This window comes from Brevibacterium antiquum CNRZ 918, from assembly GCF_900169145.1.
In the GTDB taxonomy this organism is placed as follows: domain Bacteria; phylum Actinomycetota; class Actinomycetes; order Actinomycetales; family Brevibacteriaceae; genus Brevibacterium; species Brevibacterium koreense.
This window is the reverse complement of record NZ_FXZD01000001.1, coordinates 396,935-411,796: the sequence shown is the minus strand read 5'-3', so window position 1 is coordinate 411,796 and position 14,862 is coordinate 396,935. Positions and strand designations below refer to the sequence as shown.

General features: G+C 61.8%; 14 protein-coding genes. 7 read left to right on the top strand and 7 right to left on the bottom strand.

Features of this window, described 5'->3' with window-relative positions; translation table 11 throughout:
* Positions 1-46: 46 nt before the first annotated feature.
* The 3 genes from BANT918_RS01835 to BANT918_RS01825 are packed head-to-tail and all read left to right on the top strand — an operon-like array spanning position 47 to position 4,842.
* Complete coding sequence (locus tag BANT918_RS01835; RefSeq protein ID WP_101618707.1) at positions 47-3,448, top strand: pyruvate carboxylase; 3,402 nt, start codon at positions 47-49, stop codon at positions 3,446-3,448.
* Positions 3,441-3,947 carry a peptide deformylase gene (locus BANT918_RS01830; RefSeq protein WP_101618706.1) on the top strand — a complete coding sequence of 169 codons (507 nt, stop codon included), beginning with the start codon at positions 3,441-3,443 and terminating at the stop codon, positions 3,945-3,947. The genes BANT918_RS01835 and BANT918_RS01830 overlap by 8 nt, the downstream gene beginning before the upstream one ends.
* 40 nt (positions 3,948-3,987) lie before the next feature.
* Positions 3,988-4,842 carry a 3-hydroxybutyryl-CoA dehydrogenase gene (locus BANT918_RS01825; RefSeq protein WP_101618705.1) on the top strand — a complete coding sequence of 285 codons (855 nt, stop codon included), beginning with the start codon at positions 3,988-3,990 and terminating at the stop codon, positions 4,840-4,842.
* A gap of 134 nt (positions 4,843-4,976) precedes the next feature.
* Here BANT918_RS01825 and BANT918_RS01820 read toward each other — a convergent pair whose 3' ends face one another.
* Positions 4,977-6,236 (bottom strand): aminotransferase class I/II-fold pyridoxal phosphate-dependent enzyme, encoded by a 1,260-nt coding sequence (locus BANT918_RS01820; protein ID WP_101618704.1) that lies wholly within the window; start codon positions 6,234-6,236, stop codon positions 4,977-4,979.
* 196 nt (positions 6,237-6,432) lie between these two features.
* On the opposite strand from BANT918_RS01820, the gene BANT918_RS01815 reads away from it, so the two are divergent.
* Positions 6,433-7,107 (top strand): class I SAM-dependent methyltransferase, encoded by a 675-nt coding sequence (locus BANT918_RS01815; protein WP_101618703.1) that lies wholly within the window; start codon positions 6,433-6,435, stop codon positions 7,105-7,107.
* 94 nt (positions 7,108-7,201) lie between these two features.
* On the opposite strand, the gene BANT918_RS01810 is transcribed toward BANT918_RS01815, so the two are convergent.
* Entirely contained in the window at positions 7,202-7,666 is a 465-nt protein-coding gene (locus BANT918_RS01810; RefSeq protein ID WP_101618702.1) for an Hsp20/alpha crystallin family protein, read from the bottom strand.
* Positions 7,667-7,749: 83 nt separating this feature from the next.
* Between BANT918_RS01810 and BANT918_RS01805 the strand changes: the two genes are divergently transcribed.
* Entirely contained in the window at positions 7,750-8,685 is a 936-nt protein-coding gene (locus BANT918_RS01805) for an AEC family transporter (protein WP_101618701.1), read from the top strand.
* Positions 8,686-8,800: 115 nt separating this feature from the next.
* On the opposite strand, the gene BANT918_RS01800 is transcribed toward BANT918_RS01805, so the two are convergent.
* The gene (locus BANT918_RS01800; RefSeq protein WP_101618700.1) at positions 8,801-9,316 is read right to left on the bottom strand and encodes a ferritin; all 516 of its coding nucleotides are present in this window, start codon (positions 9,314-9,316) and stop codon (positions 8,801-8,803) included.
* Between the two features lie 197 nt (positions 9,317-9,513).
* Between BANT918_RS01800 and BANT918_RS01795 the strand changes: the two genes are divergently transcribed.
* Positions 9,514-9,795, top strand: coding sequence for a 4a-hydroxytetrahydrobiopterin dehydratase (locus tag BANT918_RS01795; protein WP_101618699.1), 282 nt, complete (start codon positions 9,514-9,516; stop codon positions 9,793-9,795).
* On the opposite strand, the gene BANT918_RS01790 is transcribed toward BANT918_RS01795, so the two are convergent.
* From BANT918_RS01790 to BANT918_RS01775, 4 genes are all read right to left on the bottom strand, one after another.
* Positions 9,771-11,219 (bottom strand): amidase, encoded by a 1,449-nt coding sequence (locus BANT918_RS01790; protein WP_101618698.1) that lies wholly within the window; start codon positions 11,217-11,219, stop codon positions 9,771-9,773. The genes BANT918_RS01795 and BANT918_RS01790 overlap by 25 nt on opposite strands.
* Positions 11,220-11,223: 4 nt before the next feature.
* Positions 11,224-12,456, bottom strand: a complete 1,233-nt coding sequence (locus tag BANT918_RS01785; RefSeq protein ID WP_101618697.1) for an amidohydrolase — start codon at positions 12,454-12,456, stop codon at positions 11,224-11,226.
* Between the two features lie 66 nt (positions 12,457-12,522).
* Positions 12,523-13,257, bottom strand: a complete 735-nt coding sequence (locus tag BANT918_RS01780) for a hypothetical protein (protein WP_101618696.1) — start codon at positions 13,255-13,257, stop codon at positions 12,523-12,525.
* 10 nt (positions 13,258-13,267) lie between these two features.
* On the bottom strand, positions 13,268-14,014 hold the full coding sequence (locus BANT918_RS01775) for a DUF5058 family protein (RefSeq protein WP_101618695.1): 747 nt from the start codon (positions 14,012-14,014) through the stop codon (positions 13,268-13,270).
* A gap of 174 nt (positions 14,015-14,188) precedes the next feature.
* On the opposite strand from BANT918_RS01775, the gene BANT918_RS01770 reads away from it, so the two are divergent.
* Entirely contained in the window at positions 14,189-14,860 is a 672-nt protein-coding gene (locus BANT918_RS01770; RefSeq protein WP_324761541.1) for a maleylpyruvate isomerase N-terminal domain-containing protein, read from the top strand.
* Positions 14,861-14,862: the final 2 nt, after the last annotated feature.

Sequence of the window (14,862 nt, the reverse complement as noted above, 5' to 3'; positions counted from 1 at the left end):
GTCGACTATCGCCTCTAGGCGATCGATACAGAAGTGAGAGACACAGATGTTCTCTAAAGTTCTTGTGGCAAATCGTGGAGAGATCGCCGTTCGCGCGTTCCGTGCAGCGTACGAGCTCGGTGTCTCCACTGTCGCTGTTTTCCCGTATGAGGATCGGAACTCCGAACACCGCATGAAGGCCGACGAGGCCTATATGATCGGCCAAGAAGGGCACCCCGTTCGTGCCTACCTCAGCGTCGAAGAGATGTTGCGCGTTGCCAAGGAATGCGGAGCCGACGCCATCTACCCCGGCTACGGCTTCCTGTCGGAGAACCCCGACCTGGCGAGAGCCTGCCATGAGGCAGGAATCATCTTCATCGGCCCCAAGGCCGATGTGCTTGAACTTGCCGGCAATAAGGTGCAGGCTCTGACGGCCGCACGCAATGCCGGGATTCCCGTACTCGACTCGACCCGTCCCTCTGCCGACATCGCTCAGTTGCTGGCCGATGCGGAATCCATGGAATACCCGCTCTTCGTCAAGGCTGTGGCCGGCGGCGGCGGGCGCGGCATGCGCCGGGTTGCGCAATCCTCAGAGCTGGAGGACGCACTCAAGGCCGCTATGCGCGAAGCCGAGGGAGCCTTCGGAGATCCCACTGTATTCATCGAACAGGCTGTGCAGCGTCCGCGGCACATCGAAGTGCAGGTCCTTGCCGACAATGACTCGAACGCGATTCACCTCTTCGAACGCGACTGCTCCGTGCAGCGTCGTCACCAGAAGGTCGTCGAAATCGCACCGGCTCCGAACCTGGATCCGGCTATCGCCGCCGCACTTCACGCAGATGCCCTGAAATTCGCTGCGGCCTTGGGCTACCAGAACGCGGGAACCGTTGAGTTCCTCCTCGAGACCGATGGTCCACGCAAGGGTCAGCACGTCTTCATCGAGATGAACCCGCGCATCCAGGTTGAGCACACGGTCACAGAGGAGATCACGGACGTCGATCTGGTCGCCTCCCAGATGCGCGTCGCTTCCGGAGAGACTCTGGCAGAGATCGGCCTGACTCAGGACGACATGCGGATCAAGGGTGCTGCCCTCCAATGCCGCATCACCACCGAGGACCCCGCGAACGCTTTCCGTCCCGACACGGGAACCATCACTGCGTACCGCTCTGCCGGTGGCGCCGGTGTCCGACTCGATGGAGGAACCGTCCACGCTGGTGCCGCAGTCAGCGCGCACTTCGACTCGATGCTGGTCAAACTCACCTGCCGTGGTCGTGACTTCGAGCAGGCGATCTCTCGCGCACGTCGCGCCCTGGCTGAGTTCCGAATCCGCGGCGTATCGTCGAACATCGGCTTCCTGCGGGCTGTGCTCGAAGATGAGTCATTCATCGCTGGAGACCTCGCAACCTCATTCATCGAAGAACGCCCACATCTGCTCGACGCTCGTGTCAGCGCGGATCGCGGATCGAAGATCCTCGACTATCTGGCCGACGTCACCGTCAACCGTCCCAATGGCGAGCCCAGCGTGCGCATCCGCCCGGGAGAGAAGCTTCCCGACATCGACCTCGGCACAGATCCGACGCCGGGAAGCCGCGATCGACTTCTCGAAGTCGGTCCTGCCGGCTTTGCCCAGGCGCTGCGGAACCAGACTCCGTTGGCTGTCACTGACACCACGTTCCGCGACGCTCACCAATCCCTGCTCGCCACCCGCGTGCGCACCCGTGACCTTCTGGCCGTCGCCGGACACGTCTCCCGGATGACGCCTGAGCTGCTCAGCATCGAAGCCTGGGGTGGTGCGACATATGATGTTGCGCTGCGCTTCCTCGGTGAGGATCCCTGGGAGCGATTGGCCGCACTGCGCTCTGCCGTGCCGAACATCAACCTCCAGATGCTGCTGCGCGGTCGCAACACCGTCGGCTACACTCCGTACCCAACCCAGGTCACCGATGCCTTCGTCGATGAGGCGGCCCGGACCGGCATCGACATCTTCCGCATCTTCGACGCCCTCAACGACGTCGAACAGATGCGCCCGGCCATCGAAGCAGTTCGCGCCACGAACACCACGGTCGCCGAGGTTGCCCTGTGCTACACCTCCGACATCCTCGATCCGCGAGAAGAGCTCTACACGCTCGACTACTATCTGAAGCTCGCCGAACAGATCGTCGGGGCCGGGGCCCACGTGCTCGCGATCAAGGACATGGCCGGGCTCCTGCGCCCTGCCGCTGCGACGAAACTCGTCACGGCGCTGCGGGAGAACTTCGACCTGCCCGTCCACGTTCACACACACGACACCGCCGGTGGTCAGTTGGCCACTCTCTGCGCTGCTGCGGCAGCCGGTGCCGACGCAGTCGACGCTGCATCTGCCGCCATGGCCGGCACCACCAGCCAGCCGAGCCTGTCCGCTCTCGTGGCAGCGTTCGAGAACACCGAACGCGACACCCAGATCAGTCTCAACGCTGTCAGCGATCTCGAACCGTACTGGGAGTCTGTCCGTAAGGTCTATGCACCCTTCGAATCCGGACTGGCCGGACCGACCGGGCGTGTCTATCGGCACGAGATCCCGGGCGGGCAGCTGTCCAATCTGCGCCAGCAGGCCGTGGCGCTGGGCCTGGGGGAGCGGTTCGAAGAGATCGAACGGATGTACGCGGCAGCTGATGCGATCCTCGGCCACCTCGTCAAGGTCACACCCTCGTCGAAGGTGGTCGGTGACCTCGCACTCCACCTTGTGGGCGCCGGCGTCGACCCTAAGGAGTTCGCAGAGAATCCGGACAGGTTCGACATTCCGGACTCGGTGATCGGCTTCCTCAACGGCGACCTCGGTGATCCTCCAGGCGGATGGCCCGAACCGTTCCGCACGAAGGCTCTGGCTGGGCGCACACACAAGGCTGTGTCCGAGGATCTCGCACCCGAGGACGCAGCGGCATTGGAGACGCCGGGCACTGCACGTCAGGCCAAGCTCAATTCGCTCCTGTTCCCTGGACCGACTAAGGAATTCGAGCAGATGCGCGCCGACTACGGTGACCTGTCCGTCGTCGAGACCTCGGAGTACCTCTACGGTCTGACTGCGGGGGAGGAGCATGCGGTTGAACTGTCGAAGGGCAAGGACCTCCTCATCGGAGTGCGGGCCATCAGCGGCACAGACGAGCGCGGCATGCGGTCGGTGATGTTCACCCTCAACGGTCAGCTGCGCCCGCTGCAGGTTCGCGATCGCGCGGTCGAAAGCGACGTCAAGACAGCGGAGAAGGCCGATCCGTCGAACTCCGGTCACGTGGCCAGCCCGTTCGCAGGCGTTGTCACACTGCAGGTCGAAGAGGGGCAGCGGGTCGAGGCCGGCGCAACAGTCGCGACGATCGAGGCCATGAAGATGGAAGCCTCTATCACGACTCAGACGGCCGGTACTGTCTCGCGGATCGCCATCGGCAACGTCCAGCAGCTCGAAGGCGGCGACCTCGTCGTGGTCATTGGTGGCTGAGCGCGACATTCGCCTGTGGGGTGATCCAGTGCTGCGCAGTCCATGTGCACCGGTCACCGTCTTCGACGACGGGCTCAAGGCCTTGGCGCAAGACCTCGTGGACACGTCTCTGCCGGAGGGGCGGGCTGCTGTGGCAGCGCCGCAGATCGGTGTGGGCGTGCGGGCATTCGGTTATGACCTCGACGGCCGCACTGGGTATGTCATCAACCCGGAGGTCGTCGAGGTCGGTGGAGAGCTGCGCGACATCGAGGAAGGCTGTCTCTCAGTTCCGGGCCTGTTCTTCCCCACGCTGCGCTACGAGTTTGCTCGTGTGCGCGGTGTAGACGCGGAGAACTCACCGGTGGAGATCTCCGGCACGGAGGTCTTCGCCCAGATGCTCCAGCACGAGGTCGCTCACCTCGACGGTCAGGTCTACGTTCAGACCCTGCCCAAGGAACGTCGGCGAGAGGCGATGAAGGCCATCCGCGGGTCCGACTGGTTCCTCGCCAGACAGCCGTGACACACATGACGAACAGACACCGCAACAGAAGGAGCAGCAGATGAGCATTGAACGCACCGCAGTCATCGGAAGCGGACTCATGGGAGCCGGTATCGCCGAAGTGCTTGCGAAGTCGGGTCTCGACGTCATCGTTCGTGAGATCAACGACGAGGCCTCAGCAGCCGGGCGTGCGCGCATCGAGAAGTCCCTGGCTCGTGCGGTCGAGAAGGGAAAACTCGATTCCGAAGCTCGTGATGCGGCCCTGGGCAGGCTGCGATTCACCACCGACATCGGCGACCTCGCCGATCGTCAGCTGGTCATCGAGGCCGCGAGCGAGAACGAGGACATCAAGAAGTCGATCTTCGCCGAACTCGACGAAGTCGTGACTGATCCCGATGCGATCCTCGCCTCGAATACGTCATCGATGCCGATCATCCGGTTCGCACAGTCGACCTCACGTCCCGAGCGGGTTCTCGGGGTTCATTTCTTCAACCCGGCCCCGGTCCAGCCACTCGTTGAGATCGTCTCTTCCGTCCTCACGTCCGATTCGGTTCGTGACACGGTCACGGAGTTCGTCGCCGAGGTGCTGGGCAAGAATCCGATCCAAGCCGAGGACCGTCCCGGATTCATCGTCAACGCGTTGCTCATCCCATACCTGTGCAGCGCGATCCGCATGCTCGAGTCCGGGTTCGCAACCAAGGAAGACATCGACGCGGGAATGGTGGGCGGCTGCGCGCACCCGATGGGGCCGATCAAACTGGTCGACCTGGTCGGTCTCGATACTTGCCTGTACGCGGCAGAGAGCATCTACTCCGAAACCGGTGATCCTGCCGCCAAGCCACCGGTGCTCCTCTCACGCATGGTTGATGCCGGCCTGCTGGGCGTCAAGTCAGGTCGCGGCTTCTACGAGTACTGAGGCTCAGCGCTGACAGCGCAGCCGAAGCGCTGACAGCGCAGCGAAAGAACTCCTGGTCGGTTTCTACAACCGACCAGGAGTTCTTTTGGATCAGACGTGCCGGCAGCGCGCAGACGACGCGGCGGCAGCTCGCCTCAGCCAGCCAAGAGCTTCTCGTAGCTGGCGAGCTTCACACAGGCGACGAGACCCTGTGCCGCCAATTCGACGTCCTCGACGGTGGGCATGGTCGGAGCGATGCGGATGACGTTGTTGTGGGGATCGACACCGTAGGGGTGGGTGGCACCGGCCGGCGTCAACTTGACCCCGGCCTCGGCGGCCAATTTCACGATCCGCTCCGCGGTGTCTTCCAAGGTGGTCAGGGTGATGAAGTATCCGCCGTTGGGCTGAGTCCACTGAGCCAGGCCCTTGCCGCCCAGCTCCCGCTCCAAAGTGTTCAGCACCGCATCGAATTTCGGTGCGATGATCTTCGCATGCTGGCGCATGTGCTCCTCGACGCCCGCCGGGTCGGAGAAGAAGCGCAGATGACGCAGCTGGTTGACCTTATCGGGACCGATCGAAATCTTCCCCAGATTCGCCCGGATCCAGTCGCTGGTCTCCGGCCCTGCACCGAAGAAGGACACTCCCGCTCCAGCATGGGTGATCTTCGACGTTGACGCGAAGATCCATGGGCGTTCCGGGTGTCCTGCTTCGGCGCAGATGCTGAGGATGTCGAGGGCTTCGGGATGCTCATCGCGCAGGTGGTGGAGCCCGTAGGCGTTGTCCCACAGCAGAGTGAAGTCAGGGGCGGCTGCTGGCATTGCAGCGAGTTCACGGGCTCGTTTCTCCGTGATCGTGATGCCTGTCGGGTTGGAGTACATGGGCACCAGCCACATTCCCTTGACCGTCTCGTCCTGCGCCAGACGCTGTGCCTCGGCGACGACTGGACCTTCGGAATCCATGGGGATGCTGAGGAGTTCGAAACCCAGAGACTCGGCCAGGGTGAAGTGTCGGTCGTAGCCGGGGACCGGACAGATGAGTTTGTGTGGACTCTGGCCCCAGGGTCGTGAGTCAGCGACAGTTCCGTGCAGGAGAGCGAAGGTCAGAGCCTGGGCCATGAGAGTCAGTGAGGCGTTTCCGCCGGCCAGCAGCTGGTCCGACGGGACCTTGAGCAGCGGGGAGAAGAGTTCGCGCAGCTCGACGATTCCGTCCAGCCCTCCATAGTTGCGGGAATCGACACCGCCCGGAGTCATGACATCGTCACCTGTCACTGCGTTCAGAAGATCTGCCGACAGGTCGAGTTGCGCGTTTGCCGGCTTGCCTCGGGTGATATCAAGTTTCAATCCGCGGGAAGCGAATTCCTCATAGGCGCCAGAAGCCTTCTCCAGCTCTGCCTGCAGCTCGGACATGTGGGACATCGATGCTCCTTGTCACTGTTGTTTGACCGGTGCAACCATCCTAGTCACTTCCCGGCCGCAGTGGGGGCGGGGACCGCAGGAGAGTGGGAATTTGACGACGAGTTAGAGTTGGCCCCGATCGATCAACTTCACGAGTCAGGGTGGGCGAACTGTGAAACCACGTGCGCAAGCAGCTCATGGGCGCAGCTTCGGCAGGATGGCTGGCCTCTATGACGAAGTGCGTCCACGCTATCCCGATGCTGCCATCAACCTGGTGAGCAGGGGCTGGAATGATCTCGATGTCTGTGACCTGGGCGCTGGGACAGGCATCCTCAGCACTGCACTGCTCGACCGCGGTGCGAACGTCATCGCCATCGATCCCGACGACATGGCGCTGGCGAACAATCCTGCGCGAAGTCTCATGGGCAGCGCCGAGGATACGGGCCTGCCGGAATCCTGTGTCGATGTCGTGACCGTGGCACAGGCCTGGCACTGGTTCGACGAAGCCGCGGCTGCGGCTGAGATCGCCCGAATTCTCCGGCCCGGAGGTCATCTGATCATCCTCATCAATCAGCTCGATGTGCGCATCGACTGGGTGCTGCGTCTGAGCCGTATCATGCATGCTGGCGACGTGTACCGTCCCGCGTACCGTCCGCGCCCGGCAGGCTTCGATCTCGTCGACCATGATCTGGTCGAGTTCACCACACCGCTCACAGTTTCAGGCATCGTTGATCTGGCCAGGACCCGTTCCTATTGGCTGCGCTCGAACCAGAGGATCAGGACACGGGTCGAGTCGAATCTGCGCGAATTCTTCTCTCTCGAACATCCCGTCGACGGGGAGCTGGAACTTCCGTATATGTGCCTGGCCTATGTGCTCAAGTTCGACGGCTGAGAGAGCGCGGATCGCCAGAGCGCACACGCGTCCAGCCAAAAGAAGTGGGCCGCACTCTCTGGTGCGGCCCACTTCCAAGGCTTGAGTCTGTCGATCAGGCGCCAGCCGGATCCTCAGCCTGCGCTGGGGAGGTTTCGACAACCTCGGTGACTCTGGTCGGGGTGGAGTGTGAGACGTTGATCTTGCGTGGCCGAGCTTCCTCTGCCACGGGGATCGTCAGCGACAGCACACCGTCCTGGTAGTCAGCCTGGATCCGGTCGAGTGCGACCCTGTTGCCCAGGGTGAGTTGGCGTGCGTAGGTCCCGGTCGTACGTTCCCGGGTCAGCCATTTCACATCCTTGTCCGCAACCTCAGACTGTCGCTGAGCGCGCACGGTCAACGTGCGATCCTCAACGTCGACATCGATGCTGGACGGATCCACACCCGGCATGTCGATGCGTGCGACGAAGACCTCTCCGTCGCGATAGAGATCCATGGGAAGCGAAGTGGAGTTCGGGGTACGAGTCACTTCCGAGAAGAATCGATCGAGGTCACGGATGGGGTCAAAACGTGTAGCCATGAGCTTCCTTTCGCTAGGTCGTTACATTGAGTCAAACACACTCAACTTTGAAATGATTCCCATCTCATGAAATTCTCAGTCTCGTGAGTCTCACTCCGGTCCTCCTCGCCCTTGTTCCCGTCGTTGCTCTGATCCTCGGGGGCAGCGCACTCAAACGACTCCCAGGTTTCACCAATGCCGAATTCTGGTCAGGAGCGGAAAAACTCGCCTATTTCGTGCTGCTGCCGGTGCTGCTGTTCTCCTCCGTCGCAGATGTCAGCGTCGCACATGTTCCGCTCGGGCGTCTGGCGATCGGCCTGATCGCTCCGACAGCGGTCGTCTCGATCCTCATAATCGTCTTGCGCCGGTACGTGGCACGTGACCTGCCGTCTTTCACCTCTGTACTCCAGGGCGGGGTCCGGTTCAATACGTATATCGGGCTGTCGATATCGGCCAGCTTGTTCGGTGCCGAAGGCAGCGCCCTAGCTGCCATCGTGGCAGCGATCCTCGTGCCCACGGTGAACATCGCGTCCAGTCTCGGTTTCGAATTTCTGCGTACCGGACCCAGTTCCGTCGTCGGGATTGTTCGTGTGGTCGTGACGAATCCGCTGGTCGTCGGCTGCGCTGCCGGGGGACTGTTCAATCTTACTGGGGCTCAGGTTCCGGGTGTCCTCGACTCGGTGCTGTCTCCGTTGGCGACTGCGGCTCTGCCGATCGGACTTCTGTGCGTCGGCGCGGGCCTGCGCCGGTTTCCGTTGCGTGCCCATGTCGCCGCAATGGTCAATTCCACCGTCGCCAAGCTCATCGTTCTGCCTGCGCTGACCTTGCTCGTCCTCATCCTGCTCGAGGTGCCCACCACGCCTGCCCTGGTCGCTATGATCTTCCAGTCGATCGCCACGGCAAGCTCCGGCTATGTCATGGCGCGCCAGTTGGGTGGAAATTCGGAACTGATGGCGGCCCTCATCGCGGTCCAGACCATTCTCATGCTTCTGACGCTTCCCGTGGTCTTGCTCGTCTCCCAGGCTGCACTCGGAGCCTGAGGTGACGGTCGAGTACTGAGAGCAGCGAGCGGCCGAGCCCCTATGTGGGGTTCGGCCGCTCGCTGTGGGTCCGACTGTGACCGGTGGTCACTGGTCGGAGATCATGATCTGTCGATCACTCGCTGTCAGGCTTGATCTCAGGGTGACGTGATCCGAGCTCGGAATCGATCCGGAGCAGTCCTGATCCGCTGTCTCCAACGTGCTCCAGACGACCGATGATCTCGGAGATGGTTGATTCCTCTTCGACCTGCTCGTCGATGAACCAGTGCAGGAGCGGCAGGACGTCGAGGTCGCCTTCCGACTGCGCGGTGCGGTAGAGATTGCGGATCGACTCGGAGACCTTCTCCTCGTGGGCCAAGGCTGCCTTGAAGTAGTCGACGGGCTGCGAGCCGGAGACCTTCGGGGCAGCGATGTCACCGATCTGAGGAGCGAAGTCGCGATCCTGGCAGTGCTGGATGAATTTCGCGGCGTGGACCTGTTCCTCCTCGGACTGTGCACGCATCCAGCGTGTCATTCCGGGAAGGTCCAGATCGTCGAGCTGGATGGACAGTTGCAGGTAGACCATCGACGCTTCGAGCTCGAGGGTGACCTGCTCGCCGAGGACCTTCTGCATAGCGGGGCTCAACTGCATATGTTTCTCCTTCGCGATACGAGACGGATTCGTTCCGTCCTCATGCCCAATAGCCTGACACCTTTTCTAGAATGGTTCCAGTGTGGGAAGGCTCGGCAAACAATGCTGAGGCATGGCATACCTGATCCAGCGGATTGGGTGTGTTTGTCGATGCTGTGACTATGGACACCTCGCAGCCATAGTGCGAAGCTGGTTTCATGCAGGATCGAATCGACGAACTCACGCAATGGCAATCGGCCGACGACGCACTCCACGCACGATTCCTGACGGGATCTTTCGTCAGCGGGGTGAGGTTCATCAACGCGATCGCCGACGCCGCGGAAGCCGCAGGCCACCACCCGGATGTAGACCTGCGGTTCCCGCACGTGGACATCTCTCTGACCAGCCATGATGCCGGGTCGATCACGGACAAGGACATCGATTTGGCCAATGAGATCTCCCAGATCGCAGGGGATCAGGGCATCGACGCGGAGATCTGAGGATGGCGGCGATGGACCTGCGTCGCTGCTTCGAAGGCATGGGCCATGCGCAACAGATCCACGTCTGCGCCCGGCTTTGCCACGAGCTGAACTCCCACTGGCAGTCCTGACTTCGAGAAGCCAGCTGGCACAGAGATCGCAGGACACCCTGTGGCCGAGATCAGGCACAGGGCTCGCATCCAATCGAGATAGTTCTCGAGTCCGACCCCGTTGATCTCCGTGGGATATTCGGTCGTCGCGTCGAACGGGAGCACTTGGCAGGTGGTGAGCACCAAGAGGTCGTGCTTCCCGAAGAACCGCTCGATCTCTCCATGCAGACGGGCACGAGCACGGTCGGCGGAGGCCACCTCGGCGCCTGTGAGCTTGAGCCCCATCTCGATGTTCCAGACCACGGAGTCTTTGATCTGATCCGGGTGCTTCTGGAGCAGAGGCCCCCAGGAGTAGAGGAAGTCAAGCGCGCGACGGACGTTGAAGACCTCATCGGCATCGCCGAGGTGGGGGATCGTGTCAACGACACCCGCTCCGAGCGAGGAGAAGACGTTCGCCGTGCCGGCCACGATCTCATGCACTTCGCTCTCAACGGGAAGCAGTCCGTCCAGGTCTGGGCTGAACCCGATCGTGACGCCGTGCAGGTCGGGCTCAGCCTCGGCTTCCAGACTGAATTCGGGAAGATCGAAGACGCTGCCAGGTTCGCCTATCGAACGCGGGCCACCGCGTTCTGGTCCAGCCGTCGCGCTCATCGTCAGCGCCACGTCGGATACTGTCCGCGCCATAAAGCCGCTCTGCGCCAGCCAGGTGAACGGGTTGCCGGGGAGAGTATGCGGGATTCGCCCGTTCGACGGACGGAAGCCCACGACATTGTTGAACGACGCGGGGGAGCGCAGCGACCCACCCATGTCCGAACCATCTCCGGAGGCTTGGATCCCGGCGGCCAGGACAGCGCCGACCCCGCCGGAGGAGCCCGAGGCAGATTTGGAAGTGTCATAGGGATTGACAGTGGTGCCGAAGACCGGGTTGAAGGTGTGCGAGCCTGCTGCGAATTCCGGAACATTCGTCTTGCCCGTCGTGTTGACTCCGGCCGCTTTGAGACGGGAGATGATCAGCGAGTCGGTGTCCGGAACACGATCGGCCATGATGGGCGAGCCCCAGGTGGTGCGCAGGCCTGCGGTGTCATGTGTGTCCTTGTGGGTCATCGGCACTCCGTGGAGCACTCCGATGGGCTCTCCCCTTGCCACCGCCTCGTCCGCAGCGCCTGCTCGCACGAGTGCGGCTTCGTCATCGCGGGTGACGACCGCGTTGATGGTCGGATTGACGGAATCGATGCGGGACAGGTGATCGTTGAGCGCCTCCCGGGCTGAGATCTCTTTCGCTGCGATCTTGGCTGCCAGTTCACGGGTGGACAGCCAGCGCAATTCCTCGCTCATCGTCTCACTTCCCGACTGTGCTGAGAACGGCGGTCAGCGCCGCGCGAATGCCGGTCTCCAGAGTGGTTTCGACATCGTCGGGGGCGAAGAACGGTGAGTGATTTCCTGCAGGTGGTTCCTCACCGTCGAATTTGGCAGGGGAGTACCCTCCGAAGAACCAGTAGACGTAGGGCACGTCGATGTCGTCGCCGAAGGCTCCGAAGTCCTCGCTGCCCGTCACGGCTTGGTCCAGGTGAACCTGGTCCTCGCCGAGCTCGGCTTCGAGCACGTCGAGGAACTGGTCTGTGGCTGCCGGATCGTTGTAACAGCGCGGGAATCGGTACATCTCTTCGATGATGGGCTCTGGGGCTCCGGATGCCGCAGCCTCTGCCACGATGATCCGTTCGACGCGGTCGAGGACGACGGCGCGGACGTCCTCGTTGAAGGTGCGGATATTGAGTTTGAATTCGGCGGAGTCTGGAATGATGTTCTCCTTCAGTCCGCCGTGGAATGTCCCCACGGTGACCACGGCCATGTCGCGACCCGAGATCTCTCGCGACACGATGCTCTGGAGGCGAGTGATCATATAGGCGCCGAGGACGATCGGGTCGACTGAGCTCTCGGGCTGCGAACCGTGGGCCTGTTTGCCCCTGACCGTGACCTTGAGGCAGTCGGACATCGCCATCGCGGTTCCCTTGGCCACGTAGATGTGTCCGGCCTTGCCGGGCCACACGTGCTGGCCGTAGATGACCTCTGGTTTGACGATCGAATCCCAGAGTCCGTCATCGAGCATCGCTCGCGCTCCTGCGCCGGTTTCCTCGCCCGGCTGGAAGAGCATGATCACGGTTCCCGACCACAGATCCTTGTGCTCGACCAGATAGCGGGCAAGGTAGAGCCCGACTGTGATGTGCGTGTCGTGACCGCAGCCGTGCATCACCTTCGATGTCGTTCCGTCGGGGAGAGTTCCCTCTGCGGTCGACGCGTAGTCGTAGCCGGTGTCTTCGGAAATCGGCAGACCGTCGATGTCGGCACGGTAGGCCACAACTGGCCCTTGACCGTTTTCTATGACGCCGACGACTCCGGTTCCACCGAAGGTTTGAGCTTCAAGTCCGAGCCCTTCGAGGTTGGCGGCGATGGTCGCGGCAGTCTGGGTCTCCTGCATGGAAAGTTCAGGGCTGCGGTGGAAGTCCTTGTAGTCAGCAACCGTCTGAGCGAGGTTGGCCGAGATGGCGTCCCTGAGGGTGGTGTTGAGCGACATGATGTCCTTTCATGGTGGGTGTCTTCGATGATCTCAGGTACGCGAACCTGGTGAGTGAGCCGATCCTCAGTTGATTCCGACGCTGTCGGCGCCGCCCGTTCCCTTCGTGTCTGTGAGGGTCTTGTTGCGAGTGAACCAGGTGATCACGATTGTCAGTAGGACCACGATGGCCACATCGCCTGGGGCAAGCACGGGAACCAGTGGAATGAGGATGAGAATGACCATGGCAGCAAGGCCGAGGGCAATGATGCTCGACTTGACTTGCTTGAGCGAAACGATGAGCTGGACCGTGACGCCTCCGAGGATCGCCGGCAGGATATAGAGCTTGGCGATCAGCGTCACCGGTTCCGGAATGATCGCCACGAGCCAGGTGCCGAGGATACCGACGAAGAGGACCATGGACGCCACATGGATCAGCGCTGCTCCGCAGATGGCCATCGTTGCCGCATACTCTCCCTTCCTGGTGCCAGGTTTCACTCCGAGCGTGCCCTGGGCGACGATCGCCGAGGGCAGGAGCTTGTTGGCGACGTTGCCGATGAGAAAGGCCTGGTACATGCCGGCAGGACCGAGGATCGGGAAGTAGGTCAGGGGCTCGACGATGTAGAACACGCCGTAGACGGCGAAGACCGCGAGGAAGGCTTTGAGGATATCGCCGAAGTCGACGTCGGCTTGAGCGACGAAGAGAAGATAGAAGGGCACCGAGGTGGCGATGAGGAACGCGATGAACAGGGTGATCGATCCCCACTTCGTCGTGGTTCGCTCGAAGGCCTCATGTGAGGGTGATGTGATGATGTTCGACATGGTTTTCTCCTCAGGCTTCCGGGATTCCGAGACCGGCATAGTGGGCGAAGTAGGCCGCGATGAGTCCGCCCAGCAGGGAGATTCCCAGGCCCCATTCCTTCAGCCATGGCATCTTCAAAATGTGTGCGAGGAAGAGACAGATCGACATCACCACTGCAGAGACGAGAACGGCGATGACGTGTGTCGGGGACTTGGGGATCTCCCGAAAGGTCAGAGCTGCGAACGCCGCAAGCAAGGCCGCGCCGGGAATGATGGACATCAGAGCGGGATTGACCTTCTCGAGCTTATTGGTGCTGCGCTTGAAGACCGGCGTCAGGATCAGTGTGGAGATCATCCACCCCGCACCCGAGAGGCTCATGGCCATCAGCGACACGATGAATACCCCGCGGGTGAAGGTCTCATCCCCGAGGTTCGCTCCCATGGTGCCTGCCGCAATCGAAGCCGACGCGACCTCGGTGGCTGCAGAGCCGATGAGTCCGACACGCACGATCACCGGGGGAGTGCCGAAGAGCGGAAGCAGTGCAATTGCGACGAGAACCACGGACAGTGACGGCCCTATAGCGGCAACACCACCGGCGCGGAAGGCCGTCCTGACCTCCTTCTGGCTCATGCCGGCAGATTCCGCATTCTTCTTCACAGCGCTCATGTAGATCAGCGACTGCACCACGACCACGCACATGACCGCCAGCGCCAGAATCCAGAGCACCGGGGCATTTGCAAGACCGAGATAGTCGGCCGATTCACTTGCCATCATCATAGCCAGGCTCCTCACTTCCTTGTTGGAATACCTCACAGCGACCGAGCCACCTCGTTGTGGTCCGACTCACCTGTCTTCGTAAGGTATCCCGAGACGGGCCCCGATGGGAGATCATTGATGAGACTTCCCGACTGGCGAGAACAGACTTCTCAATGCTGACCATCATCGAATTCGATGAGTATCGTCAAGGGGACATCATCAACGTCAAGGACGACTCGAACAATGGATCTCCCGTGCATCTACAGCTATCTCGACCGAGCAGAGGTGTGCTGGGCAAACGCGCTGTCACGAGTCTCTGGAGCGGATCTTGACTCGTCGAGCGGATGTCAGGGGTGGAGCAATGAGCAGCTGATCAACCATCTCATCGGCGGAGGACTGCGGTACGAGACACTGCTTGCCCAGGCCCCACCAGCTGAGGTGGAGGCCACACGGGGGCAGAACCACCTCGGCGAGGATCGACTTGAATCCTTCTGGACGCATGAACGGGCTTTCCGAAGGATAGCGGGGGAGTGTGACCTCAACGCCGAAGTTCCCCACCGGATCGGGCCGATATCCGGACACCAACTCGTGAAGATGCGCATCCTCGAACTGGCCCTCCATGCTGCCGATCTCTCTGTCGGCACCGGCGATGAGTGGCCGATCGATGATGAGCTCGCTGAGTTCATCGACACGCGTCTGGGTAGGCTGATCGTGCAACTGGGATCGGCTGGGGGCTATGCACCTCCGCAACCGGGTGTCCGTGCAGGTGAACGTGCTCACGCCTCACGCGCTCAGCGAGTGCTGAACATCTCCGGTCGTGGAGCCGCTGTCAACGCTGTGCTGCCGCCACACAGGGGTGGCCGATGACC